Genomic DNA, 26,845 nt, shown 5'->3' with positions numbered 1-26,845 from the left:
CTATCATTTCTTACGTGGTCTGACAACTGGCAAGTGCCATTGTTTCTTATAACCCAACATCCTTAGGCTAGTTACAACTAACACTAACAAATAATAGTCAGTTGTTGTTTTAGCAATTTTAAAATATAAAATGATCCCCACTAATATTGACCAACCTGCATATATTTCACTTCTTAGTACTCCAGGTTTTCGGCCAGCCAGAACATCTCTGACAATACCACCACCTGCACCAGTTAGTACTGCTGCGACAATGACAGCACTAAGAGGTTGATGAGATTGAGTCGCATATAGTGCTCCTTGAACACTAAACGCTGCTAACCCAATAGCATCTGATACAACTTCGGCATCCCGTCCCTTACCACTCAACAAATTAGGGAAAATCATAATAAATAAAATAGCTGCTGCTGCTGCATAAAAAGCAATTCCTTGACTCCAAAGTGTTTCAATAGGCAAGCCAATTAGTACATTTCTAATAGCTCCACCACCAAATGCCGTTACAAAACCTAAGATAAAAAGCCCTAGAATATCAAATTCTTCCTCAATCGCCACAATAGCTCCCGAACTTGCAAAAGCTACGGTTCCAACCAAACTTAAAATGTTCCAAATATCAATTGACATCTGCACTCCTCACAACTAATTCTATTCTAGTTTATCATTTTTAGAATAAAAAAGAAGTGAGAAACTGCTCAAATTAAGAAATTAAAAGCTGTAACCACTTCTTTAGTTATTAATTTATTTCCTCTTCTAGTGAATACTTTGTGTCTTTTAAAGAACGTTTTAAAAGCCATTTGAATGTTTTTCCACTTACGACAACTTGATTTTTAGTCAAATCAACATTAACCTCGTCAACACCAATCACACTTGATAACTTATCAGAAACTGTTTTGGCACAACCATCACATTTCATGCCACTAACTCGATAGGTATGTTTCATATTCTTCTCCCTTCATAAAAATTCAGTCTTATTATCTTTATTATTTTAAGACTTTTAAGCGAAGTGCGTTTAAAACTACTGAAACTGAACTAAACGCCATAGCTAAGCCTGCCAACATAGGATTGAGTAAGGGACCACCAAAAAGATGTAAAACACCCATTGCCACTGGAATCGCTAAAACGTTATAAAAGAAAGCCCAAAATAAATTTTCCTTAATAATTTGAATCGTTTGTTTACTGATAGTCATTGCTTTTAAGAGATCTGTTAACTCAGGTTTCATCAACACGATATCTGCTGATTCAATAGCAATATCTGTTCCAGAACTCATAGAGATACCTACATCACTGCTAGCTAGCGCAGGAGCATCATTGATGCCATCACCAACCATCGCAATCTGTCCGCCTTTTTCTTTAAGTTCTAAAATAACGTTTGCTTTCTGATCAGGTAAAACTTCTGAAACAACTGTCGTGATACCCAATTTTTGTGCTATGGCATCTGCACTAGCCTTATTATCACCAGTAAGTAAAACTAAATTAAATCCTAATCTTTGTAACTGCTTAACTGTTTCTTGGCTATCTGTCTTTAGCTGGTCCGTTAAAGTTATTAAACCGCTCAACACTCCATTTTCGGAAACGTAAACCACAGTTTGTGCTTCTTCTTGAGCTATTTCTATATCAGCCTTTGCTAAATCTAAATTAACATCGTTCTTAGTCATTAAGTTAGCATTACCTACAAGCATAGTTTTACCATTAATAGTTGCACTCAAACCGTAACCCAAAATATTTTTAAAAGCCATGACTTCCCTTAAGGGAAGTTCTTTCTCTTTTGCTTTATTAACAATTGTTTGGCTAAGTGGATGATTTGAAAGTTTTTCTACTGATGCTACCTGACCTAAAAACTCCTCTTTATCTCCCCCATATGTTTTGATAGCAACTACTTCTGGTTTCCCTTTGGTCAAGGTTCCTGTTTTATCAAAAACTATTGTATCAATGTGGTGAGCCTTTTCCAACACTTCACCACCTTTAAATAAAATACCATTCTCAGCTGCTTTACCACTAGCCACCATAATAGCTGTAGGAGTTGCCAACCCTAAAGCACATGGACAAGCAATCACTAAGACTGCAATCATAATCTTCAGAGAGAAGGCAAAACTTTGCCCCAGAATTAAGTACCAACTCAAGCCTGATAAAATTGCAATGACAATAACAAAAGGGACAAAGACTCCTGATACTTTGTCTGCTAAGTTAGCAATTGGAGCCTTACTTGTCTGTGCAGCTTCTACTAAGTTAATAATTTGTGATAGAAGGGAACCGCCAGCTTCTTTTTCAACGAAAATCGTTAAGCTACCTTGCCCATTAATGCTGGCACCGTAAACCTTACTACCAACCTTTTTTTCAACTGGAATACTTTCACCTGTTAACATGGATTCATCAATACTTGATTCTCCTGCTACAACATGGCCATCAAGAGGAATTTTTTCTCCAGGTTTGACAAGAATTGTTTCACCTATTTTAACTTTATCCAAAGGAACCATATAGTCTTCACCATCTTTGATAACTCTTGCTTCTTTTGCTGATAAAGTTAATAATTTTTCAATCGAGGCCGAAGTACGCCCTTTGGATAATATTTCAAAATATTTTCCTAGAGTAATAAGTGTTAAAATAACTGCAACAGATTCGAAATAAAGCTGGTGAGCGTAGTGTATGTCACCCTGTAATATTTCGTACAATCCATATAAGCTATAAATGAAAGCCGCTGTTGTGGCTATAGCAACTAATGAATCCATATTGGGATGCCTTTTAAAAAGTGCTTTAAAACCATTTTGGTAAAAGATACGCCCAAAATACATCACCGGTAGTGTTAACAATAATTGTATCATACCATAGTTTAGAGGTCCCTTATCTGGCATCAAAAATGATGGTAACCATAAGTTAATCATTGGTCCCATGGAAATATAGAGAAGAGGTATAGTTGCAACTGCTGACATCCAAAAGCGATGCCACATCTTTTCAATGGCTAATTGGTGCCGTTCAGATTGGCTTTTAGAAGTTTCCTCTTTGAAAAGCGATGCTTCGTATCCACTCTCAGAAACACACTCTTCAATCACATTTGGCGATAAGGTTGTATCATCAAACGTAACTGTCATTTTCTCTGTTGCTAAATTTACTACTGCACTATCCACATGGTCTAACTTGTTGACAGCTTTTTCTATCGTTAAAGCACAAGATGCACAAGTCATCCCATCAATCAAAAATGTTTCTTTTCTATTAGCCATATTTTCTCCTTTCTAATGGCATTGACACTGACCAGGAATGCAATTACAAGCTACACGTTCAAGTGTTTTGCCTTTCTTAGCTTCTAGTGATGATTGCAAATTTAATCGATCCTTCTCTGTCATTGGTATACTTTCCAATAAGTGTCTAACAATAGCAACATGTTTGGTCTGGCAAACTTTTTGAAATACACTATCTACCTCTGACATCATAGCTAAATCTTCATCAATTAAAGGAGAATAGCTAAATCCTTTTCCCATTTTTTCTCTGCTCACGTAGCCTTTATCTAAGAGCCTTCTTAATAAGGTTTTGACAGTTGAAGGAGTCCAATCATACTTCTCTAGTAAAACTGCTAGTATCTCATTACTGGTTGTATTCTGCTGTGCCCAAACCACTCTCATAATTTCCCATTCTGCGCTTGAAATAGTCATTTTCTCACCTCTTTCGATTTACGTTTGTAAACCAATTTTAGCAAATAAATCTACATTTGTAAACCGAAAAACATTTCTCATCTTTCTTTATTCTATTGACAAAGATGTTGGTTTTATTATAATAATATTACACAAAAATAACATTATATTAAGGAGAATACCTTGAAACCGTCCTTCAAAAAACTATTGCTACTATTTAGTATTATCACCATTTTATCCATCGCCTGTACACCACATGCAAAAGCAAGTGGGCGTTCATGGAAAAGTTGGTTTATCGAACAATACTTTTGGCTAAAGCGCGATAAAAGTTATTATAAAGTTCAAGATGAAAGCTCATTTCAAAAGTACTTAAATGCTAGCCGTGAACAATCTGATAAGGGTTATTACTTAGACCCAAACTCTGTTAATGGAGGGCTTGTTCAAGAGAGACTTTTTGATATGCAAGTCTATTCTTGGAATGACAACGGTAAAGCTAATCAAAAGACCATTTTCTATTTAGCTGGTGGCTCTTACTTAAATAATCCAACGCCTTACCATATCAGCATGCTTAAGACGCTCTCAACTAGTCTTGATGCAAAAATTATTTTACCAATTTATCCAAAAACTCCTCGTTATACCTATGATTATGCTATCCCTAGATTGGTTAACCTTTATAGACACTTTCATGAAAAAAACGCTAATCTCACTTTGATGGGTGATTCAGCTGGCGGAGGATTAGCACTAGGATTAGCGCATGCATTGTCTCACCAATCAGGGCAAGAGGCTATTCCTCAACCTAAAAATATTATCCTCTTATCTCCATGGCTAGATGTGACAATGAAACATCCAGAAATTCCCAAATACGAAGATACTGATCCTATCCTATCTGCTTGGGGTCTCGCACGTGTAGGTGAAATTTGGGCAAATGGTTCTAATAATACTAACCATACATATGTTAGTCCTAAAAATGCCCCTGCTACTAAACTCGCTCCTATTACGTTATTTACTGGAACACGAGAAATATTCTTCCCAGATATTCGCGATTATGCTGCACAACTCCAAGCAGCTAATCACCCCGTTAACTATATTGCACAAGAGGGAATGAATCATGTTTATCCAATTTACCCTATTGAAGAAGCTAAAACAGCACAGTATCAAATGATTGATATCATCAATAAAACTCCTTAATACTAGCTATCTCAACTCTAAAGCTATAAAAAATAAACCATGATTTTGACATGGTTTATTTTTTATTATTCTTAATCTTGATTCTAATCTTTTTTATCTAGATTGCGCAACATTTCATCAATCTTATTTCCGTATTCAATAGATTCATCTTTAACAAATTGTAAATCTGGTATTTTATACATAGTAAGGTTTTTGCCAAGTTCACGCTTAATAGTACCAGTTGCTTTTTCTAAACCAATTTGTGCTTTTTGATTATCAGAAGCAAGTGTCGAATGAATAGTATAAAATACTTTAGCCATTGAAAGGTCACCCAACATCTGAACATCAGTAATTGTGACATCTTGTACACGTGGATCATTAACTCGGAGACGCAAAATCTCATTGACTTCACGTTTAATTTCCATTCCAACGCGATCAATACGATGATTAGCCATAATTAATCCTTTCTTCATTGTGCTCATAACTTGAAAGCTAGGACGAGCCTAGCCATAATTTTGTATTTCCCTACCAACTAAAGATACAAGTTGAGTTTCTCATAGGGGTTATTTACGTTTAATTTCTTCCATAATGTATGCTTCAATAGTGTCATCTTCTTTGAGATCGTTATAATTCTCAATCATTAGACCACCTTCTTGAGCATTGCCGACTTCTTTAACATCATCTTTATAGTGTTTAAGACTTGCTAATTTACCATCAAAAATGACAACACCATCACGGATAACACGAACACTTGAATCACGAGTAACTTTACCATTGATAACCATAAATCCACCAATAGTTCCCACTTTTGAAACTTTAAAGGTCTCACGAATAATGGCTTCACCAAGGATTTTTTCTTGGTATTCAGGATCAAGTTTACCTTTCATCGCTTCTTCAACTTCTTCGATAACTTTATAGATAATGCTATGTTGACGAATTTCGACATCATCAGCATCTGCTTGTTGACGAGCTTGTGGAGTAGGGCGTACGTTAAATCCTATAATAACAGCATTTGATGCTTCAGCAAGTGTTACATCAGACTCATTAATAGCACCAACTGCTGAGTGAACAACGTTAACTTTTACTCCTTCAACATCAATCTTAAGGAGAGAAGCTGCAAGTGCTTCTACAGAACCTTGCACATCAGCTTTGATAATAACATTAACTGACTTAACTTCACCAGCTTTAAGGGTATCAAATAAGTTCTCGAGGCTAACACGTTGCGTGTTTTGGCGTTGTTTTAAGAGAGCACGTTTTGCACGTTCTTCACCTGCAGCACGCGCAGCTTTCTCATCTGCATAAACAGCAAAATGATCACCAGCCATTGGAGCTTCGTTCAAACCAGTAATAGAAACTGGTGTAGATGGACCCGCAACTTTGACACGACGCCCAAGATCATTAGTCATCGCACGAACACGTCCAAATGTATTACCAACAACGATTGGATCTTGTACATTTAAAGTACCTTGTTGGACAAGAAGCGTTGCAACGGCTCCCTTACCTTTATCAAGACGGGCTTCAATAACAGTACCAATAGCACGAACATCTGCATCTGCTTTTAATTCTTCCATTTCAGCAACTAAAAGAACTGTCTCAAGTAATTCTTGAATATTTTTACCAAACTTAGCTGAAATTTCAACAAATTCAGACTCACCACCCCATGCAGTAGAGATGACACCATGCTCAGCTAATTCACTGATAACGCGTTCTGGATTTGCACCAGGTTTATCAATTTTGTTGATAGCAACAATAATTGGGACACCCGCAGCTTTAGAGTGATTAATTGCCTCAACTGTCTGCGGCATAACACCATCATCAGCGGCAACGATAAGGATAGTAATATCAGTTACTGATGCACCACGCGCACGCATAGAAGTAAAGGCCGCATGCCCTGGTGTATCCAAGAAAGTAATTTTCTTGCCAGCTTCTTCAATCTGATAAGCACCAATATGTTGAGTAATTCCACCAGCTTCGCCAGTAGCGACACGTGAATTACGTAGAGTATCAAGAAGAGTTGTTTTACCATGATCAACGTGTCCCATGATAGTAACAACAGGCGGACGTTCCGTTAAGTTATCAGGATTAAGGTAATCCTCATCTGCAAAGAAGCGTTCAATATCAGCTTCATCAACTTCAACCTTAGCATGTGCTTCAATCCCGTAGTCAACCATCAATAGCTCAATAGTGTCTCCATCTAATGATTGATTCTGCGTTGCCATAACTCCCATCATAAAGAGTTTTTTAACAATTTCCGCTGGTTCGCGTTTAATACGTTTTGCAATTTCCGCAACGGTCATGCCCTCAGTATATTCAAATTCTTTTGGTAATTCATGGAATTTACGCTCTGTTACTGGTTTTGGAGCTCCATTAGTCTTACCTTTTTTATTTTTCTTATTATGATTCCAGTTACTATTTCTTTGATTTCTCACTTGGTTTTGATTATTCCAGTTTTTCTTATTTTTTGTTTGCTTTTGTCCATCTTCATTTTCATTTGAAAATTGACGAGACTTATCAGAACGAGTTTGTTTTTTACGACGACTATCTGCTGTCTGTGATGGCGTAGCGGCTACTTTATTGACAATTTCTTTTACCTTAGCAACAGGTTTAGAAGCAAGTTTTTCCTTAGCTTTTTGAGCTTCTTCTTGCGCTTTTAACGCTGCTGCTTTAGCTAGTTCTTGCTCCTTAGCTGCTTGACGTTTGGCTTCTTGCTCTTCACGGAAACGCTGCTCACTATGACGTGAGTATTCAGCATTTTGCTCAGCTTTCAAAGCTACTGCTCGAGCTTTAAAGTCAATGCGATTGCCTGCAGGTTGCTGAGGACGCGTTTGGGGTTTCTGTTTATGATCAGCATAACGCCCATCATTTTTATTACGGTTATTTTGCTGACCTTGTCGGTTATCATTACGATTACCATTTGAACGCTTTTGACCTTGATGGCGTCTGTCGTCAGAGCGTGTATCATTATGGCGATTATTCTTACGGTGATCCCCATTATGTTGACGCTTCTCCGCTTCAGCTTTAGCACGAGCCTCGCGCTCCGCCTTAAAGTTACGACTTTGTGGTTTCGGTTTAGCTACAGGTTGAGTTGAAGGTTTATCATCGGACAAGCCTTGTTTGGTTTCAACAGTTTTAGATTCTGTTTTCACACCTTGATTAGTTTGAACAGAATTTGTTGGAGCTTTAGTTTTAGAAGAGCTAAAACTCTCAACAATACGTGTAGCATCATTTTCTTCAACGCTAGAAGCATGACTTTTTACAGGTAAGCCAAGCGATTGAGCTTGCTCAACCACTTCCTTACTCGTTTTTCCAATTTCCTTAGCGATTTCGTGTAATCTTTTCTTTGACAATTGATGTCCTCCTATTCTGTTATGCCATAAGAGTCCTCATTTTCTTTGAAAATCCAGCGTCTGCGACAGCAACCACTTTTCTTGGTTTGCCTAACGCATCACTTAATTCCAGTGTTGAAAACACTGTGGAGACTTCTGTTTTGTAGTAATTACTTTTATCAGTTACTTTTTTCGTCAAATTTGGGCCAGCATCATTTGCTAGAAAGATTAGCGATACTTGTTGATTTTGAATTGCTTTAATAACCAATTCTTCACCTGTAATAAGGCGCCCCGCACGCTGTGCTAACCCAATGAGATTTAATACTTTTTCTGAATTATTCAAGGCCTAACTCTCTTCTTTTGACCTTATGGTCGACATATGCCAATAGTTCATCATAGAATTCATCAGAAACTTCCATCGAAAAACTGCGATCAAACACTCGTTTCTTTTTCGCTAGGATAGCTTCATCATTGTCCAATTTTATGTAGGCACCTCGACCATTTTGCTTTCCGGTAGGATCTATAAAAACCTGTCCTTCTTTATTTTTAACAATTCGTAAAAGATCTCGCTTATCGATCACTTCACCAGAAACAACTGATTTTCTTAAAGGTATTTTTTTTGTTTTAGCCATAAAACACCTCTCTCATTTATATTATTCTGCCTTATCTGAAATAACTTCAGATTCTTGAGCTACTTCCTCAGTTTGAAGTTCTTGCGCTTCCATTTTTTCGTATTCACTTGCAGATTTAATATCAATACGATAGCCAGTCAAATGAGCTGCTAAACGCACATTTTGTCCTCGGCGACCAATAGCTAGCGATAACTTGCTATCTGGAACAACTACAGTAGCACGTTTTGTATCTTCATCATCAAAAAGTACCATATCAACTTCGGCTGGTGCAATAGCATTGTAAATGAATTCCGCTGGATCTTCAACCCATTGAATAACATCAATGTTTTCTTCAACCGGGATCTCCAATCCTGTTTTAGCATCAACGCGTTTAGGATGGAAATTACTGATAACTTTTTTAATGTTACTTCCACCGCGTCCAACAATTGTTCCAATCGCATCAACGTTTGAATTATGACTGCGTACAGCAACTTTAGTACGATCTCCAGCCTCACGAGAGACGCTCATAATCTCAACAGTTCCATCAAATACTTCTGGAATTTCTCGCTCCATAATGCGTTTGATAAACTCTGGATGACTACGGCTAACAAAAACGTTGACTCCTTTAGGATTATTCTCCACTTTATAGACATAAACATCAATCATATCATGAGATTTAAAGCTCTCTCCAGGAATCTGATCTTGATGCGATAATTGCGCCTCAAGTGAACCGAGATTGACATAAATAAAACGTTGGTCAAATCGTTCAACAGTACCAGTCATAATTTCACCTTCGTGTTGTTTGTATTCATTGAAGGTTACTTCACGCATTTGACGACGCATTTTTTCCATAATAGTTTGTTTTGCTGACTGAGCTGCCACGCGTCCAAATTCTGTAACAGATTCCTCAAAGCGAATCTTATCACCAAGTTCATACGCTGAGCTAATAGCAAGGGCATCTTTTAGGCTAATTTCCAAACGGCTATCAAAAACTTCATCAACAACTTCACGAACAGTATAGACGGTAAAGTCTGCTTTCTTCTCGTTAAATTCAATAACGCATGATTCTGATTGACCATAACGACGCTTATAGGCAGATTTTAGTGACTCAGTAACTGCATCAATAATATCTTCTTTATTAATGTGTTTTTCTTCTTCCAAAATACGGAAGGCTTCTAGCATTTCTTTGCTCATAGTGTCCATTCTTGCTTCGCAAGAATCATCCTTTCTTAAAGTTTAACCGCAAGACGGGCTTTTGCAACCGTCTGATAGGGAATATCTACAGTTTTATGACGTGTTTTGTCCATATAATCAATTGTCAAGGTTTCACCATCAAATGATAATAAGTCACCTTCAAATATTTTAACTTTATCAATGGATTTATACAGACTTACATTGATATAAGACCCAACAGCATTTGATAATGCTTCTGCTGTTTTAAGTGGTCTTTCCAACCCAGGACTTGAGACTTCAAGCATATACTGTTCTGGAAATGGATCTGGTTGAATTGTGTCAAGTAAGGGACTTACAACGTCTGTCAATTGTGCTGTATCTTCAACCGTAATGCCTCCGGGTTTATCAATTAAAATACTGAGCACATAGTCGCCACCCATTTTTTCGTATTCTACATCTACTAATTCAAACGGTGCTTGAATAGCAGGAGTTACGACTTGAGTAACAATATCAACAATAGTTTGATTTGCGATAACAGCTACCTCTTCTTTCTAACTTGCTTTAGAACTTATAATGACTATAAATTCTATGAATCACACACATAAGAGGCGAAGTAAAACTCCGCCCCTTTCTGTATTATTTAATACTATTATAGCACAAAATACGATTATTGCAATCATTTACTTTAAATTAGCATCACCGTACACTAATCTTATATCAAAAAATTAAAATTTTGTCCTCAGTTCTTTGTAAGAGCTTAGAAAACTTTATGCTAATACTTCAAGCTCAAAGAGAAACGATGATAAAATAAAAGAAATTTTTCGAAACTTGGACTTTTGACGAGTGAAAAAGGTGAACACTTAATAAACACTGATACATTAACAAGATTAAAGGAGAGGAGGGGATTCGAACCCCCGAGCCCCCATTAGGGACTACACGCTTTCCAAGCGTGCGCACTCAGCCACTATGCGACCTCTCCATAAAGGAGTAGCAAATAACTACCCACTTACTATTTACTTATTCTAAAATCGTGCTTCTACACGATAGATAACCTGTCCTTTATTTGAAAATTTGCGTTCGTACTCAGTCATGATATTTTGCTGGTAATCACTTGCATGTAAATCTAACCAAACTTGTTTTAAAGTCATACCGTATTGAGAAAAGCTAGCAAGGCTATATTCAAATAAACCTCTATTATCTGTTTTAAAATGAATTTCCCCCTGCTCAGGAAGTATGTCTTTATAGGTATCCAAGAAAGTCTTATAGGTCAATCGACGTTTCTCATGCTTTTTCTTAGGCCATGGATCACTAAAGTTAAGATACATCAAATCAACTTCGCCAGTATCAAAGTAGTTTGATAGACTAGAACCATCAACTAATAGTAATTTGATATTCTTAGCACCGCTATCTAGAACTTTATCCAAAGCATAGGAAAGCACTGACAATTGAATATCAATTCCAATATAATTGATATCTGGATTTTGCTCTGCCATACCAGTGATAAAAGCCCCTTTTCCGGAACCAACTTCTATGTGAATGGGGTTATTATTTCCAAAAATCTCATGCCAACGCCCTTTGGCTTCTTCTGGATTTGAAATAACATAGTGAGGATTATTTTCTAAGTGTTCCTCTGCACCCTTACGTTTTCTAACTCGCATTATGCTTTTTAATTAACTCTCTAAACTTTCGTAATTCATAAATTTCTTGATTGACATGCTCCATATCTCGTTTATCAAAACATTTGATTATCTGTGATAAATATGAAAATTGCCCATACCAGATAATTTTGCTCCAGACTTTCTCATTATCTTTATAACCGTAGTAAGACAGCCAATCTTTCCAGTGTTTTTGTGGAATATAATGACTTAAAATATATGCAACGTCATACATGCGATCTGTTAAACGAACAGAATCCCAATCAACCAAATAAATTAAACCACTTGTTGTAATAACCCAGTTGCTATGTTTGATATCTCCGTGAACGATTGTTGCAACCTCTGTTCGAAACTCAGGTAAACTACGCTTTAACTCAGTCACAATAGATTGCAAATAAGTGTTTTCCCGGATTTGAATAGGAGTTTGTTTTTCCCAATCCATCAACAAATCATAAGGGTTTTCAATTTTATACCCTAATTGTAACAGCTGATTTACTAAGGGACGAGACTTGTGCAGGCGCAATAAAATATGAATAATCTGTTTACTACCCATATCTTCTTTAGTCAATGTTCGACCATCTAACCATTCTTGAGCACTCATCATATCGCCATTACTTGTACGGCGTGCCCACAGTAGTTGTGGCGCAATCTGTTCCTTAGCTAAGGCTGGCAAAATAGGTGTCGTATTATATTTGACAAAGACACGTTCACCATTTGGATAAGTACCAATATAGGCTTTGCCACTTTTTCCTCTTAAGGGAGTAAGCGTCAATTCTTGATTTGATATTGTCACCAGCAGTCCCTCCTTTTCATTTAGTCGTTTCCTCTTATTTTACTTGTTTTATAGGCTTTAGTCAATCATCTTCTTTATTTTGTAAGGGATGTAATATTCCGTCACAATTAACATCAAAACTATCAATAATATAACAGGTTTCAATTCTCTTATAAGTATGCTATCAATTACTGTCACAGCATATGATAATACTCTGAGAAAACCTTTTAGCTGACTTGCTTTAGCATTTAATCTAACTGGATAGAGCTGATTCATGTATTGATAATCAAAATGGTGACCTAAAGCTAATAGTTGGAACAATAATAAGTAGTTAAATACAAATGCCAGAGCAAGGGCGAGGTAGGTTTCGTTAACAAAGATGACTGATAAGATATTTAAAGTTACCAACCTTATTGTTAAACCAAGATAATCTGAGCTTCTTAGAAATGCCCTCACAAATAAGTTAGTCCATAAACGCGATGGCGTTTTAGAAATAAGTTTTAAAATACCATCTAAAAATGAACGACGTTTTACACTTATCGAAATTCCTTTAACATTTGTAAACAAAGAGAAAAATTTTAATATACTCTGTTTTCTTTCCTGCTCATGATTTATAGCTGCATCCCAGTTCAAATTTTGATTGTTATAAAAGACCTTTACCTTGTAAGTTATTACCAACCATTTGATTATTCCTAGACCAAAAATTAACAATGTAATCATAAAAACTGACAAGCCTAACTTTATCAAAATTGGTGATATTAATACTAAAAATAAGGTTTGAATAACCAACCAAAAGATATAAGTCCGTTTTTTAGCAGAATTTATAATTTCCTTTATTGCTTCTTCTTTTATAAGTAAAAATTGTTTATCAGCCGGTTCTAAATAGCTGGCTATTCCCCCCATCGCTAGTAACATTAAGATAATGATTGACACAATCACGATAATTGGCCAATGTGTTTTTGGAAAGTCTTTTAGTAACTGGCTATACTGATATAACAAAAAACCTGACAAAAACATTAATACTAATACAAAATGATCGTTAAAGACGTATCTCAAATATTTACTATTTTGAGTTAAAAAGAGACTTCGACGTTTATTAAATAACTTTTTCATATCACACCTCTTTTGTCAGAGCTATGTAGATGTCATTTAAATTAGCATTACTGTCTCCAAAAATAGCCCGTAATTCCTCTAGGGTTCCAACTGCCCGTATTTCTCCTTTATGTAAAATAACAAAACGATCACACATTTTTTCGGCAGAATCTAATACGTGTGTTGACATCAAAATAGATTTCCCTTTAGCTTTTTCTTCTGCTAGAAGATTAATCAAATCTGAAATAGCTAGTGGATCCAAACCTAAAAATGGTTCATCAACAATAAATAAACTTGGAGATACAACAAAAGCACAAATAATCATAACCTTTTGTTTCATTCCCTTTGAAAAATGCATTGGAAACCAGTCTAATTTATCTGTTAGACGAAACATCTCTAATAGTTTTTGCGCACGTGCCATAACTTCATCGGTGGCAATATCATACGCCATAGCTACCGTTTCTAAATGTTCCCTGAGAGTTAGCTCCTCATAGAGACTTGGTGTCTCAGGAATAAAGCCTATTTTCTTTCTATAAAGTTCTTGGTCGGCTTCAAGACTAATACCATCAATTGTAATATCTCCTTGATAGGGTCTCAAAATACCAATAATCTCGTTAATAGTGGTTGATTTTCCTGCACCATTAAGCCCAATTAATCCAACTAACTCTCCATCATTTACTTCAAAAGAAATATTTTTTAAAACTGGGATATTAACATACCCCCCTGTAACATTTTCAATTTTTAACATTGTCATTCTCTCTATCTTTGATATACTTTATTAACTATTATAACAAAATAAGAAAGGGAAGGTCTATTCTTATGGATAATTGTACTTTAGAATTCCCTTATAGTTTTGAAAATAACTTTAAACCTATTTTGTCCGCTTTTACATCTAATGAAATGCCAAGCTACCCCATGCTCCCATTATGTTTACAAAAAGCACCTCCATCACTCATCGGACAAAAAAAGACACCTCAAAAAGGTGTCTTTTTAGTATCAATATAATAAATGCAAAGTAATCAGAATATTAGGCTATAAAACTATCAAACTCAATTATCAGAATAAATAACTGTATTTTTTAGTATATTCGTTGATTTTACCTTCTAATTTTTTTAGAGCAGTTCTCTTAGAAATACCCTCATCATATTTAACACCATCCAAGTCCCAAATTAGTTCTTTATGTAATTTTTCTGCTAAACTAGATTTCCCTTGCGGAAACTTAGCATCAATAAGAGCTGAAATTCTTTGATATTCTTGCTCTAGTTCTGAATACTCACTGTTTTTATTTTCAACTTCTTTTCTTAATGTGTCTAATACATAAGAATCTTGTCTTGATTTAACCTTTCTAAGTAAGGCAAGTTTTTCTTTAAAAGGTATATTTAGTTTTTTTATACGCTCCTGAAGTTCTATCTGGTTATTATAGTTATATTCCTCAGTTAAATCCATATTATTTGATCTATGTGGCTGATAGTTATTATATGTATCCGCAGTAACGCTATTATATCCTAAAAAGAGAGCAGTAAGAGCTGCAGTAGATAATATTATTTTATTTAATTTCAAAATAGTTTTCCTTCTATGATAAATCTCAATTATCATTTTTATTTTATTTATATTATTTATTATACATTTAATTAGATAAAAATGTCAATCATTATATTTAAATTTATTTTAGATACTTCCAAAATTCTAGAAATGTACTTACTCAATAATAAACATCATTAAAAATTGCAATACCCTTTAGGTCATGCTAAGATAAGTATGATGGTAAATATAGATATCACAATCAATACGGGCTACTTTCATTTCCCTGTACGACTTATGACCTATCAAACGATAAAAATTTACCATTCCTTAATAGCTACCCAATAAATTTTTCAACATGAAAGGAATTAGTTATGGATAATTGTATTTTTTGTAAAATCATCAGTGGAGAAATCCCTTCATCAAAAGTTTATGAAGATGATGAAGTATTAGCTTTTCTCGACATTACACAAACTACGACCGGGCACACCCTTCTTATTCCTAAAAAACATGTTCGAAATGTGTTAGAGATGGATGAAAAAACTGCACAGATAACCTTTGAACGCTTGCCTAAAGTGGCGCGTGCTGTCCAAGCTGCTACAAAAGCCAAAGGAATGAATATTATTAACAACAATGAGGAAATTGCTGGACAAACTGTTTTTCATGCACACGTCCACCTTGTTCCCCGCTTTGATGAATCAGACGGTATCAAAATTCACTACACTACTCATGAACCCGACTTTGAGGCACTTGCAAAATTAGCCAAAGAAATTAGAAAAGAGATTCAATTATGAAAATAGGTCGTTTAATTGCACTAGGTTTAGTTAGTTTAGGAGCGCTTGAACTTTACAAAAATAGAAAAACTATCAAGGATTCCTATCAAAATACAAAAAATGAGACAGATTCAGCTAAATTAAAATTAGAACGTATCAAAAATGATCTTGCTATTATTAGTCAGGAAAAAGAAAAAATCAGATTAATTTCTCAAGAACTCAATCATAAATTCCAAGTGTTTAATAAAGATATTCAACCTCGTTTAGAAGAAATTAATCAACGCATGGCTAAATATCAAGAGAAAGACGAATAAGCCGACGGTATAAAAATATCTACTCTAAATATAAAAAGAGCAAATAATGCTCTTTTTTATATTTTATGGATTAGTTTGACCTGGTACTGGTTGCGTTCCTGTGTTTGGATTAGGCGTTGCAGCCCCGTTATGATTATTGACACTTCCACTTGAATCAGCCTGACCTGTGTTAGTGTTACTGCTATAGTTACTAGCAGGAGTGCTACTATTATAGTAATTTTGATGAGTTGTTTGATTAGTCTCAGAACTATAAGTAGTATTACCACTGTAACTTGGTGGTGCTTCTGAATAAGGTGTTGTATTATAATTATTCTCTTGTGTTGATGAATAAGTAGAAGAATCATTACTAGCAGTAGTACCATAGTAATCTTCATATAGAATCGCGCTTGTCTTCAGAGTTTTACTACGCTTTTTATCCAGTTCTTTCTTAATTCTATTTTGAACTGCAAGTAGATGTTTCTTAGTTAAAATTTGATAAGAGCCACCATCTGATAAAGTAGCGTCTTCACCCTTCAACTGATAAGATTTAATATGTTCCAATGAATCTTTATAAGCTAACAAATTAGGAATCGTTTTTGATGATATCTCAATATTAGTTTGCATGTTATTACTTACTGCGGAAAGAATTTTTTTGTATGAACTAATACTATTTAACGCCAATATTTTTTTAAGGACTTTTTGAATTACTTCACGTTGTCTTTTTTGACGCCCATAATCTCCCTCTGGATCATCATAGCGCATACGAGAATAAACAAGTGCTTGTTCTCCATTTATTTTATGTGTCCCTGGTTCAACAACAGCCTTGTACTCTGGTTCATTGGCAGCAATTGATATTGGAAAGTCAAATTTATTAGTTACTGTTATACCACCAACAGCATTGACTAAATCAACTAATCCTTGCATATTAATTTGCATAAAGTAATCAACATTAATATCTAATAAGTCTTGAACAGTCATCAATGCCATTTCCGCACCACCAGAAGCATAGGCTGCATTTAGCTTTGCTTCTACTCCAGTCTGTCCATTATTTTTGGGACCACTCAATTTAATCAATACGTCACGTTCTAAGCTTGTCATCGTTGTTTTATTAGTTTTAGGATTTATAGTGACTAAGATCATAGAATCGCTATTTCCTGACCACTTAGATTTTCGATGCTCTGAACCTGTGTCCACCCCCATTAATAGTATTGAAAACGGCTTTGTTTCTTCAATAGCATGACTTTTTGATTTAGCTAGCTTAAAATCTTTAAAAGTCTTAGACAATTCATTAGTCGAAAAATTATAAGCTGAGGCAACATAGACTCCCAATGCAATTACTGTTGTTAAAATAATTGCAGAAAACATTAAGGTTATTTTTTTCCAAATTTTCATGTATATTCCTAATCTATCAACTTACTCATTCTGTAAATGTCTAGAAATTCTCCATTTTCTCTTTTAATACCTCTTGTTTGAAGCCCATCTATTTCAAAACCGAATTTTTGGTAGAGGTGAATAGCACGTTCATTACGTCCTTGGACTGATAGTTCTAAGCGGCGTGTAATATCGTTATCTGACGCCCATTCTATTGCTTCTTCCATGAGAATATGACCAATACCATATCCCCAATAATCCTTCTGAACGGCAATAAAAAGATCCCCAACGTGTTCAATTTCAATATCAGACTGACTAATGATTGTTATCAAGCCGATCACTTTATTTTTTAATTTAGCAATCAAACAAATGCAATTTTTCGTCATTAAGGTATTTTCAATAAACGTTTCCATTTCTGACAAAGATAGTTGATTGCTCACCGTATGCAAAATAAAATCTGTTTCCTCAGTAACAGTATTTAAAAATTCAAGGATCGCAGATGCTTCCTCTCTCGAAGCTTCTATAAAATCAACAGCAAATTGTTTAGACATCTTGAATCGCCTCAATAATTTCTCTTGCGCGATGCCCATAAGCTTCTAACTGAACCTGACGTCCTTGATTGCTCCTCGTAATAACAATTTCTAAGTAGTTATTGATAAGGTTATCACTAAGCAACTCTCCCCATTCAATAACTGTTACTCCTTGACCAAACAAGAAGTCATCTAAGTCAATAGAATCAGGATCATCTCCAATACGATAAACATCCAAATGGTAAAGTGGTACACGCCCTTCATATTCTCTAACAATAGTGTAAGTTGGGCTCTTAATCATTTGTTTTATGTCTAATCCCTTTGCAATACCTTTTGTAAGAGTTGTTTTGCCTGCACCTAAATTACCAGTCAATAATACGATATCTCCTGACTTTAAAACAGTACCCAGTTTTTGCCCTAGGGCAATAAGCTCTTCTTCATTTTGAGTATAAAACATAGAGATATTATACCAGAAATATCTCTGTCTTCCAACAGTTTGCTGATTCTGACAGCCCCATAGCATATATTTCTTCACTTTTCTTAAGAAAAAAGGAAACCAGGCTACAAATCTGATTTCCTTTTATCTTATTTATCAAACTATAATATTACAAAATAGCCAAGCTGATAAAGTTTAGAATAAATAATATATCTAAAATCCACAGTACCACATGAATATCTTTTGCTTGTCCTTTGATGACTTTAGCTAGTGTATAGGTCAAGAAACCAGCTGCAATACCATAAGTAATGCTATAAGTAAACCCCATAAAAAGAGAAGTAAAGAAAGCTGGGATAGCTTCTGACATATCATCCCATTTGATATCTTTTAAATTTGAAAGCATCATAATACCAACAATAACCAATATTGGTGCAGTAGCTTGACTCGGAACGATAGATACTAGTGGACTAAAAAAACTAGATATAGCAAACAAACCAGCAACTACTAAGGCTGTCAATCCTGTACGACCACCAGCTCCGATTCCTGCTGCTGACTCAACATAGGTTGTAACGTTAGATGTTCCACAAATAGCACCAAAAGTTGTCCCAATTAAGTCTGAATAGAGTGCTTTGTCTAAACTCTTAGATTCATGATTATCACCAGTCGTTGCTAAGATACCAACTTTTTCTCCGGTACCAATGAGCGTTCCAATGGTATCAAAAATATCAGTCAGTGAAAAAGCAAGAATGGCCATTAATACACTTGGTAGACGTGAAGGATTAGAAAATAAAGAAATTAATCCTTTCTCTCCTAATGCAACTCCAAATACTTGCTTCAAATCTCTAAAAGAGGCCGAGAGGTTAGTTGCTTCCCAATTAATAGCATCTAACTTAACCACTCCCATTAAAATACCTAAGAGGGTCGTTGTTAATATCGATAGAATAATCCCTCCACGGATACCCTTTACAATAAAGAAGATGGTAATGCTTAAACCAATCAAAGATAATAAAATGGCTGGATTATCAAACGACACTAGCCCTGGCGTTGCTGAAGAATTTGCTGTAATAGTAGCCAATCCTTTCGCAGCACCCTTTCCAACAACATCATACGTCCCAGGATCAATTGAAAATTTCAAAAAACCAGCATTTTTAATCCCAACGTATGCTAAAAAAGTTCCGATTCCTGCTGTAATGGCTGATTTTAAAGTTGTTGGGATAGACTCAATAATCATCTTTCTAACTTTCGTTAAAGTAATAATCAGAGAAATCAAACCACAAATAAATACCATAGCTAAGGCTTCTTGCCATGTATATCCCAATGCAAAGACAACTGTATATGTAAAGAAAGCATTTAATCCCATCCCAGGAGCTTGTGCATAGGGAAGGTTAGCATAGAAAGCCATAACAGATGTAGCTACAACGGCACCAATAATCGTCGCTAAGAAAACTCCTTGTGCTGGCATCCCAGTCTGAGATAAAATAGCTGGATTTACAAACAAAATGTACGACATTGCAAAGAAAGTCGTTAGACCAGCAGTGATTTCAGTCCGAATTGTCGTCCCGTGTTCCTTTAGCTTAAAAAACTTTTCCATTTTAAAATCGGATTCTCCTTTATTTTTTGCTATTTTACACTTTTAAAAAAATTAATCGTTCTTATATTTACGAACGACTAATATATATTAACAAAAAATAATTCACTTTTCAAGCTTTTTCCCTGCAGAATAATCCATAAAAATAAGACACAATACCTGTAAAAATGTAAATCCTAAAATAAAGTGGAATGAATCCCTACTCGGAACCGCTAAAAGTTCGTTAATTACCACTTGTGGCTTCGTTAAGATATCCCATGAATTTAGACGGGCATAACGACCAATATGAATACCAAAACTTGAAACAAATGATACAATTCCAATAATTCCCCATCTTAAAAATATATTGCTAATTCTAAATTTACGCATAATCACAGAAAAACTTTCGATACCTGATAAAAAACCAAACAAGATACTAGATACATACAAGATATAAAGTATTAAATTTGTCTTATTATAAAGAACGTCTCCGACAAAATGCATATGAATGATATCCGTCAACATATAAAAGGTATTAGGATAGAAAAAAAACCAAGCAAGTGCAAAAAGACCGATAAGAATTTTTTTCTTAAATAAACTAGTAAGGTATGCAAAATCTAACGCTATTAGGGCTAGAGTCATATTCCAAATCAAATTTGGTCCCTGCAAATGATAATATTTAATCCCAAAAGAAATAACAATAAAAAATAGATGTATCGCAAATAGTTTTACTTTCATTCTAACCTCCAATTAATATCTCATTATACAACATATTATTAAATTAAGGTTAAATAAACTTCAAACCTAAAAGACTAACCCTGTTGTGGTTAGTCTTCCATTAATATTCCCCAAAGTAATAATTGTACTAAAAAAAGGCAAGACAAGGCTTTAAAATCAAGGTTAGCCATATTAGTCTGTATTCCATTAAAAAATGCTGACGGATTTAAAATGATTCCTTCTAAACCTAATGATCCTGATTTTTCTAAGCAAAAGGCAAAACTACTAAAAAGCATTACAGGTATAACAGTTGCTAATTGATACCTTTTACTAATATCATATGCATTTACCAATAGCTTCAAGCTTAGTAAAGCTGAAGAGATAATAAAAAGAATTGCAAGAAGGTATGCCATATATTGCATAAAGTGATTAGACTGCCAAATGTCTTTTGTTGACCACTCTAAGCTCACCAAACTAAGAAAAATCCCTAAACTCTGTGGGTAAAAAAATAAAAGACCTAAACTTGCTAAAAGACGAATAAAAATATTACGACTATAATAAGCAATGAATCCCATCTCTAACGACAAGACTGATGCCAATAGAATTACCATCAAATGATCAATTTTTACATGATAATACCATATCCCTAAAATACTGACTATGGCAAAAAGATGACTCCAAATTAACTTTTTCATAATCCACCAACTTCCATATTTCCACAGTTATTATATCATATTTCTACTGTCTCTTTTTATTGAAATCTATTTTTGATATAATGTCAGCATGACAAAGAAAATTATCGCCGTAGATTTAGACGGTACTCTATTACATAATAATAACACTATTTCTGACTACACCGCTGATACACTTCGAAAAGTTCAAGCTCAAGGACACAAAGTAATTATTACAACCGGACGCCCATACCGTATGGCACTCGCTCATTATTTACGCCTAGATTTAAAAACACCAATGATAAATTTTAATGGTGCTTTAACTCATATCCCCGAAAAAAAGTGGGCGTTTGAGCGTAGTGCAACGATTGATAAAAAATTACTCCTTGAAACCTTAAATTTATCAGATGCTATCCAAGCCGATTTTATTGCTAGCGAATACCGTAAAAATTTTTACATTACTATGGATAATCGTGATAAAATTAACCCACAATTATTCGGTGTCAATGAAATTACTGATAAAATGGCATTAGATGTTACTAAAATCACACGCAATCCAAATGCTCTATTGATGCAAACACGTCATAAAGATAAGTATGAGTTAGCTAAAGAGTTACGACAACATTTTAATCACGAACTAGAAGTAGATTCTTGGGGTGGTCCATTGAATATACTCGAATTTTCACCTAAAGGTGTTAACAAAGCTTATGCTCTCAAACATTTATTAAAATCACTCAATCTTTCACAAGAAAATTTGATTGCCTTTGGAGATGAACACAATGACACCGAGATGCTGGCCTTTGCACATACAGGATATGCTATGAAAAATGCTAATCCAACTCTACTTCCATATGCCGACCAACAAATCCAATGGACAAACGAAGAAGATGGTGTTGCTAAAACTCTAGAAAAATTATTATTGTAGTATTTTCAAAAATGATCTCTATTGAAACAGAATTCTAATAGAAATCGTTTTTTAGGTTTTCTACTATATTATTAACAAAAAAAGTTACCACTCTCTTCCCCTATTATAAAAGGTATTTGTGAAAAAAATATCTTTTTTTTTTAATTTTTATTAGAAATAGTATTGATTTTTTTCTGAAAACGTTTTAAAATATATCTGTTCTATAATTTCGTTGAAATGAAAAAGAATGGCCAATTTTACGATTGGAAGGAGATTATTCTTCTTTATGTCAACGAAAAAATTTTTTAAGGAGGAAGAACAAGAATGGGTATCGGTATTATTATTGCCAGCCATGGTAAATTTGCTGAAGGTATTCATCAATCAGGTTCAATGATCTTTGGTGAACAAGAAAAAGTTCAAGTTGTAACTTTCATGCCAAATGAAGGACCAGATGATTTGTATGGACACTTCAACAATGCTATCGCACAATTTGATGCTGATGATGAGGTGCTTGTGTTAGCTGACCTTTGGAGTGGGTCACCATTTAACCAAGCAAGCCGTGTTATGGGAGAAAATCCTGAACGTAAAATGGCTATCATCACTGGTCTCAATTTGCCAATGCTTATCCAAGCCTATACTGAGCGTATGATGGACGCTAATGCAGGTGTTGAACAAGTTGCCGCAAATATTATTAAAGAGTCTAAGGAAGGTATCAAAGCCCTTCCAGAAGAACTTAATCCTGTTGTAGAAGCTACTCCTGTAGCAGGTGTTCCTGCAGATGTTCCTGCGGAAGTTAAACAAAGTGGATCTATCCCTGAAGGAACTGTTATTGGAGATGGCAAGCTTAAAATTAATCTTGCTCGTATTGACACACGTCTTTTACATGGTCAAGTTGCAACTGCATGGACTCCAGCATCAAAAGCAAACCGTATTATCGTTGCTTCTGATGAAGTTTCTAAAGATGAACTTCGTAAACAATTGATTAAGCAAGCTGCTCCTGGAGGAGTCAAAGCAAACGTTGTCCCAATTAGTAAATTAATTGAAGTAGCTAAAGACCCACGTTTCGGAAACACACGTGCCTTGATCTTATTTGAAACTGTACAAGATGCACTCCGTGCAATTGAAGGTGGTGTGGAAATCCCTGAATTGAACGTTGGTTCAATGGCTCACTCAACTGGTAAAACAATGGTAAACAACGTTCTTTCAATGGATAAAGACGATGTTGCTGCCTTTGAAAAATTACGTGACTTAGGTGTATCATTTGATGTACGTAAAGTACCAAATGACGCTAAAAAGAATTTGTTTGATTTAATCAACAAAGCAAACGTAAAATAACTTATTATCTCTGAAAACGAAAGGATATCAAAATGGCGGATATTTCAATTATCTCAATGATTTTGGTCGTTATCGTTGCCTTCTTTGCTGGTCTTGAAGGTATCCTCGACCAATTCCAAATCCATCAACCTCTTGTTGCTTGTACTTTAATCGGTCTTGTAACTGGTCACCTCGAAGCGGGTATTATTCTTGGTGGTAGTCTCCAAATGATTGCTCTTGCTTGGGCAAATATCGGAGCTGCCGTAGCACCAGACGCTGCACTTGCCTCTGTTGCTGCTGCTATTATTTTGGTTAAAAGTGGTGACTTCACTCAAAAAGGTATCAACTTTGCCTTCTCTACTGCTGTACCTCTAGCTATTGCTGGACTTTTCCTTACAATGATTGTTCGTACAATCTCAACTGCACTTGTTCACGCTGGTGACAAAGCTGCTTCTGAAGGAAACTTCGCAGCAATTGAACGTTTTCACTTTATCGCCCTCCTTCTCCAAGGATTACGTATTGCATTCCCAGCTGCGCTTCTTTTAGCTATTCCATCTTCTTCAGTACAAAGTATTCTTGAAGCAATGCCTGATTGGTTAAATGGTGGTATGCAAGTTGGTGGTGCCATGGTTGTTGCCGTTGGTTACGCTATGGTTATCAATATGATGGCTACTCGCGAAGTTTGGCCTTTCTTTGCTCTTGGATTTGCTCTAGCAGCTTTGAACCAGTTAACTCTTATTGCAATGGGTACTATTGGTGTTGCTATCGCCCTCATCTACATCAGTTTATCAAAAATGGGTGGAAGCAAAGGTACTTCTAACGCAGGTTCTAACGATCCTATCGGCGATATCTTAGAGGACTACTAGAAAGGAGCTAAACAATGACTGAACAAATTAAATTATCAAAATCAGATCGTCAAAAAGTTTGGTGGCGTTCACAATTCCTTCAAGGTTCTTGGAACTATGAGCGTATGCAAAATATGGGGTGGGCCTATGCTCTTATCCCAGCATTGAAAAAACTTTACACTACTAAAGAAGATCGTGCTGCTGCGCTTGAGCGCCATATGGAATTCTTTAACACACATCCATACGTTGCTGCTCCAATTATCGGTGTAACCCTTGCTCTTGAGGAAGAAAAAGCAAGCGGTACACCTGTCGAAGACAAAGCAATTCAAGGGGTTAAAATCGGTATGATGGGACCTCTTGCTGGTATTGGTGATCCAGTATTCTGGTTTACTGTACGTCCTATCTTAGGTGCTCTTGGTGCTTCACTTGCCTCTGCTGGTAATATCCTCGGACCAATCATCTTCTTTGTTGGTTGGAACCTCATTCGTATGTCATTCTTATGGTACACACAAGAGTTAGGTTACAAATCAGGTAAAGAAATTACTAAAGATATGTCTGGTGGTATCCTCCAAGATATTACTAAAGGTGCTTCAATCCTTGGTATGTTCATCCTTGCTGTCCTTGTTAAGCGTTGGGTAGCAATTAACTTTACTGTAGACCTTCCTAAAAAGACATTGTCAGAAGGGGCATACATCAATTTCCCTAAAGACCATGTTAGTGGACAACAATTGCATGATATCCTAGGACAAGTTCAGAGTGGCTTAAGCCTTGATAAAATGCAACCACAAACACTTCAAGGACAACTTGACTCACTTATTCCTGGTTTAGCTGGATTACTTCTTACATTCTTCTGTATGTGGTTACTTAAGAAGAAAGTATCACCAATTACAATTATCATCGGTTTGTTTATCGTTGGTATTCTAGCTCGCCTTGCAGGTGTGATGTAATAAAACTAAGAGATGGTTACAATAGTATTCCATCTCTTATATTTTATTACATAAAATCCACTTAGAGTCCCACTATTATGATATAATCAAACTACTATAAATTAAAAAGGGATTAGTCATGGCACAATCATTAAACAAAACTGTTGAATTTCAAACAACAGGAGTTTCGTATTTAGGTATGGGGAATAAAGTTGGAAAATTTTTAGTTGGTGACCAGGCATTAGAATTCTATAACGATAAAAATGTCAACGACTATATTCAAATTCCATGGACATCAATCAATCAAATTGGAGCTAATGTTAGTCGAAAAAAAATTAGTCGTCACTTTGAGGTCTTTACAGACCAAGGAAAATTTTTATTCGCCTCTAAAGACTCTGGAACGATATTAAAGCATGCGAGACGACATATTGGAGACGATAAAGTTGTTAAGCTTCCTACCCTCATCCAGACCATTTTAAAAATATTCAAGTTTAAAAAATAAGATAGACTATAGTCTATCTTATTTTTTAACTCTAATATTAATATGGGAACTTGTCATCAAACCATCTCAAAAAGTTAGAAAAATGGATTGCTTTAAATATTCGTAATCTAATACGTTCTACAATAAAAGCCAACAAATAAATTAAAATCCCTGCTCCTAAAATTAAAAATGGGTAAAGATAAATGGACTCATAAACAAACGTCTCTGCAAAATCTCTTACAAAATATTTTACTATTAGTGGGTGGAGATGACAGAGATAAACTCCCAAGGTTGAAGGGGCTAATACAACAATTATTTTCTTTAAGAATCCCGAGGGCTTAATGCTTGCTCTAGCAAATAATATAAACAAACTTACCGCCCCTAAAGTTAAAGTAGGCGAAACATACCAATACCAAATATCACCAACGCTAAACTTCATGGCATAAGTAGCAACCAATGATAATAGATAAATTATAAGTAAATATGACGTTTTAAATATATTTAAATCAATACGTTTCAAATAGGCACCAATAATATATAAAATCAGTAGCCAAGTCATTTCAAAACCCTTGCTCAATGAAAATTCTGGAACACGATTATTTAAAACAGCTGGTAAAATTGAAAAAATAATAAACATTAACAAAACCAATTGTTTTAATTGTTTATCAGTCAAGGCATTTAATCCATTATTAATAACAGGCATAAAAACCAATAGACCAAAGTAAGCAGTAATGTACCAATACTGCCCACTGACAATAGGGAAAAAAGCATCTCTCCAATTAAGCAAGGTCACTTCATGACCTGTGATTGCAAAAAGTGCTGTTATTGTAAAGGTGTAGAAAAAAACCTGTGCCCAGATAGACAGTAATTTTGAGTAACGATAACGCGAATTAATTCCCACATAACCACTTATTAGTGCGTAACAGTTAACGGCCCCATAAACTAAGACTTGGATAATCCACGTTACTATAAAATAGGAGTCTGCGTGTCCCTCAACCGAAGATCTCAGACCACCTTTTCCAAGAACATGCGTAATAACAATCATGAACATGGAAATAATCCTTAAAAGGTCTAAGCCGTAAT

General features: G+C 35.3%; 31 protein-coding genes and 1 tRNA gene. 9 read left to right on the top strand and 23 right to left on the bottom strand.

The window, feature by feature from the left end; genetic code table 11:
- Nucleotides 1-3: 3 nt before the first annotated feature.
- From EGX96_RS07380 to EGX96_RS07365, 4 genes are all read right to left on the bottom strand, one after another.
- The gene (locus EGX96_RS07380; RefSeq protein ID WP_000020721.1) at nucleotides 4-618 is read right to left on the bottom strand and encodes a trimeric intracellular cation channel family protein; all 615 of its coding nucleotides are present in this window, start codon (nucleotides 616-618) and stop codon (nucleotides 4-6) included.
- 109 nt (nucleotides 619-727) lie between these two features.
- Nucleotides 728-934, bottom strand: coding sequence for a heavy-metal-associated domain-containing protein (locus EGX96_RS07375; protein ID WP_000683375.1), 207 nt, complete (start codon nucleotides 932-934; stop codon nucleotides 728-730).
- A 40-nt stretch (nucleotides 935-974) separates the two neighbouring features.
- Entirely contained in the window at nucleotides 975-3,209 is a 2,235-nt protein-coding gene (locus tag EGX96_RS07370) for a heavy metal translocating P-type ATPase (RefSeq protein WP_000013400.1), read from the bottom strand.
- A gap of 12 nt (nucleotides 3,210-3,221) precedes the next feature.
- The gene (locus tag EGX96_RS07365) at nucleotides 3,222-3,638 is read right to left on the bottom strand and encodes a CopY/TcrY family copper transport repressor (RefSeq protein WP_000156042.1); all 417 of its coding nucleotides are present in this window, start codon (nucleotides 3,636-3,638) and stop codon (nucleotides 3,222-3,224) included.
- Nucleotides 3,639-3,800: 162 nt separating this feature from the next.
- On the opposite strand from EGX96_RS07365, the gene EGX96_RS07360 reads away from it, so the two are divergent.
- Nucleotides 3,801-4,805: an alpha/beta hydrolase gene (locus EGX96_RS07360; RefSeq protein WP_000804611.1), complete on the top strand. Its 1,005-nt coding sequence runs from the start codon at nucleotides 3,801-3,803 to the stop codon at nucleotides 4,803-4,805.
- 83 nt (nucleotides 4,806-4,888) lie between these two features.
- Here EGX96_RS07360 and rbfA read toward each other — a convergent pair whose 3' ends face one another.
- The 11 genes from rbfA to EGX96_RS07305 all read right to left on the bottom strand — a co-directional run bounded on the left by rbfA (nucleotide 4,889) and on the right by EGX96_RS07305 (nucleotide 14,161).
- Complete coding sequence (rbfA, locus tag EGX96_RS07355) at nucleotides 4,889-5,239, bottom strand: 30S ribosome-binding factor RbfA (protein ID WP_001273670.1); 351 nt, start codon at nucleotides 5,237-5,239, stop codon at nucleotides 4,889-4,891.
- Nucleotides 5,240-5,347: 108 nt separating this feature from the next.
- Complete coding sequence (gene infB / locus EGX96_RS07350) at nucleotides 5,348-8,131, bottom strand: translation initiation factor IF-2 (RefSeq protein ID WP_000039158.1); 2,784 nt, start codon at nucleotides 8,129-8,131, stop codon at nucleotides 5,348-5,350.
- Nucleotides 8,132-8,150: 19 nt separating this feature from the next.
- A complete protein-coding gene (locus tag EGX96_RS07345; RefSeq protein ID WP_001065560.1) occupies nucleotides 8,151-8,453 on the bottom strand; it encodes a YlxQ-related RNA-binding protein in 303 nt (100 codons plus the stop codon).
- Complete coding sequence (gene rnpM / locus EGX96_RS07340; protein ID WP_001140526.1) at nucleotides 8,446-8,742, bottom strand: RNase P modulator RnpM; 297 nt, start codon at nucleotides 8,740-8,742, stop codon at nucleotides 8,446-8,448. Before rnpM ends, EGX96_RS07345 begins: the two co-directional genes overlap by 8 nt.
- 21 nt (nucleotides 8,743-8,763) lie before the next feature.
- Nucleotides 8,764-9,915, bottom strand: a complete 1,152-nt coding sequence (gene nusA, locus EGX96_RS07335; RefSeq protein WP_000032295.1) for a transcription termination factor NusA — start codon at nucleotides 9,913-9,915, stop codon at nucleotides 8,764-8,766.
- Nucleotides 9,916-9,950: 35 nt separating this feature from the next.
- The gene (rimP, locus tag EGX96_RS07330; RefSeq protein ID WP_041971671.1) at nucleotides 9,951-10,427 is read right to left on the bottom strand and encodes a ribosome maturation factor RimP; all 477 of its coding nucleotides are present in this window, start codon (nucleotides 10,425-10,427) and stop codon (nucleotides 9,951-9,953) included.
- Nucleotides 10,428-10,785: 358 nt separating this feature from the next.
- Nucleotides 10,786-10,873 (bottom strand) — tRNA-Ser (locus tag EGX96_RS07325).
- Between the two features lie 43 nt (nucleotides 10,874-10,916).
- Nucleotides 10,917-11,552 (bottom strand): tRNA (guanosine(46)-N7)-methyltransferase TrmB, encoded by a 636-nt coding sequence (gene trmB / locus EGX96_RS07320; protein WP_001266024.1) that lies wholly within the window; start codon nucleotides 11,550-11,552, stop codon nucleotides 10,917-10,919.
- Nucleotides 11,542-12,342 carry a cell cycle regulator CcrZ gene (gene ccrZ, locus EGX96_RS07315; RefSeq protein WP_000155919.1) on the bottom strand — a complete coding sequence of 267 codons (801 nt, stop codon included), beginning with the start codon at nucleotides 12,340-12,342 and terminating at the stop codon, nucleotides 11,542-11,544. The genes trmB and ccrZ overlap by 11 nt, the downstream gene beginning before the upstream one ends.
- 57 nt (nucleotides 12,343-12,399) lie before the next feature.
- On the bottom strand, nucleotides 12,400-13,434 hold the full coding sequence (locus EGX96_RS07310) for an ABC transporter permease (protein WP_000732712.1): 1,035 nt from the start codon (nucleotides 13,432-13,434) through the stop codon (nucleotides 12,400-12,402).
- A 1-nt stretch (nucleotide 13,435) separates the two neighbouring features.
- The gene (locus EGX96_RS07305; RefSeq protein WP_000912307.1) at nucleotides 13,436-14,161 is read right to left on the bottom strand and encodes an ABC transporter ATP-binding protein; all 726 of its coding nucleotides are present in this window, start codon (nucleotides 14,159-14,161) and stop codon (nucleotides 13,436-13,438) included.
- A gap of 71 nt (nucleotides 14,162-14,232) precedes the next feature.
- Here EGX96_RS07305 and EGX96_RS07300 point away from each other — a divergent pair, with 71 nt between their 5' ends.
- Nucleotides 14,233-14,418 (top strand): hypothetical protein, encoded by a 186-nt coding sequence (locus tag EGX96_RS07300; RefSeq protein ID WP_000368100.1) that lies wholly within the window; start codon nucleotides 14,233-14,235, stop codon nucleotides 14,416-14,418.
- Nucleotides 14,419-14,469: 51 nt separating this feature from the next.
- On the opposite strand, the gene EGX96_RS07295 is transcribed toward EGX96_RS07300, so the two are convergent.
- Entirely contained in the window at nucleotides 14,470-14,973 is a 504-nt protein-coding gene (locus EGX96_RS07295) for a hypothetical protein (protein WP_000773453.1), read from the bottom strand.
- Nucleotides 14,974-15,308: 335 nt separating this feature from the next.
- Between EGX96_RS07295 and EGX96_RS07290 the strand changes: the two genes are divergently transcribed.
- Nucleotides 15,309-15,728 (top strand): HIT family protein, encoded by a 420-nt coding sequence (locus tag EGX96_RS07290; RefSeq protein ID WP_000368097.1) that lies wholly within the window; start codon nucleotides 15,309-15,311, stop codon nucleotides 15,726-15,728.
- Entirely contained in the window at nucleotides 15,725-16,021 is a 297-nt protein-coding gene (locus EGX96_RS07285; protein ID WP_000690175.1) for a hypothetical protein, read from the top strand. Before EGX96_RS07290 ends, EGX96_RS07285 begins: the two co-directional genes overlap by 4 nt.
- Nucleotides 16,022-16,084: 63 nt before the next feature.
- Here the strand turns inward: EGX96_RS07285 and lytR are convergent, their stop codons facing one another.
- From lytR to EGX96_RS07255, 6 genes are all read right to left on the bottom strand, one after another.
- Nucleotides 16,085-17,392 (bottom strand): glycopolymer--peptidoglycan transferase LytR, encoded by a 1,308-nt coding sequence (gene lytR, locus EGX96_RS07280; protein WP_000708156.1) that lies wholly within the window; start codon nucleotides 17,390-17,392, stop codon nucleotides 16,085-16,087.
- 8 nt (nucleotides 17,393-17,400) lie between these two features.
- On the bottom strand, nucleotides 17,401-17,922 hold the full coding sequence (locus EGX96_RS07275) for a GNAT family N-acetyltransferase (protein ID WP_000043146.1): 522 nt from the start codon (nucleotides 17,920-17,922) through the stop codon (nucleotides 17,401-17,403).
- Nucleotides 17,915-18,358, bottom strand: coding sequence for a tRNA (adenosine(37)-N6)-threonylcarbamoyltransferase complex ATPase subunit type 1 TsaE (tsaE, locus tag EGX96_RS07270; protein ID WP_000500161.1), 444 nt, complete (start codon nucleotides 18,356-18,358; stop codon nucleotides 17,915-17,917). Before tsaE ends, EGX96_RS07275 begins: the two co-directional genes overlap by 8 nt.
- Nucleotides 18,359-18,506: 148 nt before the next feature.
- Complete coding sequence (locus EGX96_RS07265; protein WP_000410400.1) at nucleotides 18,507-19,928, bottom strand: NCS2 family permease; 1,422 nt, start codon at nucleotides 19,926-19,928, stop codon at nucleotides 18,507-18,509.
- A gap of 102 nt (nucleotides 19,929-20,030) precedes the next feature.
- Nucleotides 20,031-20,642, bottom strand: a complete 612-nt coding sequence (locus EGX96_RS07260; protein WP_000865226.1) for a DUF1361 domain-containing protein — start codon at nucleotides 20,640-20,642, stop codon at nucleotides 20,031-20,033.
- An 89-nt stretch (nucleotides 20,643-20,731) separates the two neighbouring features.
- Nucleotides 20,732-21,316, bottom strand: a complete 585-nt coding sequence (locus EGX96_RS07255) for a hypothetical protein (protein ID WP_000734042.1) — start codon at nucleotides 21,314-21,316, stop codon at nucleotides 20,732-20,734.
- An 88-nt stretch (nucleotides 21,317-21,404) separates the two neighbouring features.
- On the opposite strand from EGX96_RS07255, the gene EGX96_RS07250 reads away from it, so the two are divergent.
- The 5 genes from EGX96_RS07250 (at nucleotide 21,405) to EGX96_RS07225 (ending at nucleotide 25,783) form a co-directional block, all read left to right on the top strand.
- A complete protein-coding gene (locus EGX96_RS07250; protein WP_000162326.1) occupies nucleotides 21,405-22,217 on the top strand; it encodes a Cof-type HAD-IIB family hydrolase in 813 nt (270 codons plus the stop codon).
- Nucleotides 22,218-22,520: 303 nt separating this feature from the next.
- Nucleotides 22,521-23,531, top strand: coding sequence for a PTS sugar transporter subunit IIB (locus EGX96_RS07240; RefSeq protein WP_000511101.1), 1,011 nt, complete (start codon nucleotides 22,521-22,523; stop codon nucleotides 23,529-23,531).
- 32 nt (nucleotides 23,532-23,563) lie between these two features.
- Nucleotides 23,564-24,376: a PTS mannose/fructose/sorbose transporter subunit IIC gene (locus EGX96_RS07235; protein WP_000763690.1), complete on the top strand. Its 813-nt coding sequence runs from the start codon at nucleotides 23,564-23,566 to the stop codon at nucleotides 24,374-24,376.
- Between the two features lie 14 nt (nucleotides 24,377-24,390).
- On the top strand, nucleotides 24,391-25,302 hold the full coding sequence (locus tag EGX96_RS07230; protein WP_000139227.1) for a PTS system mannose/fructose/sorbose family transporter subunit IID: 912 nt from the start codon (nucleotides 24,391-24,393) through the stop codon (nucleotides 25,300-25,302).
- Between the two features lie 118 nt (nucleotides 25,303-25,420).
- Nucleotides 25,421-25,783 (top strand): DUF956 family protein, encoded by a 363-nt coding sequence (locus tag EGX96_RS07225; RefSeq protein WP_000079341.1) that lies wholly within the window; start codon nucleotides 25,421-25,423, stop codon nucleotides 25,781-25,783.
- Nucleotides 25,784-25,820: 37 nt separating this feature from the next.
- Here the strand turns inward: EGX96_RS07225 and EGX96_RS07220 are convergent, their stop codons facing one another.
- Nucleotides 25,821-26,813, bottom strand: a complete 993-nt coding sequence (locus tag EGX96_RS07220) for an acyltransferase family protein (protein ID WP_000480862.1) — start codon at nucleotides 26,811-26,813, stop codon at nucleotides 25,821-25,823.
- Nucleotides 26,814-26,845 lie beyond the last annotated feature (32 nt).

It is taken from the genome of Streptococcus sp. FDAARGOS_520 (assembly GCF_003812685.1).
Classification (GTDB): Bacteria; Bacillota; Bacilli; order Lactobacillales; family Streptococcaceae; genus Streptococcus; species Streptococcus agalactiae.
This window is presented reverse-complemented; position numbering and strand designations above follow the sequence as displayed.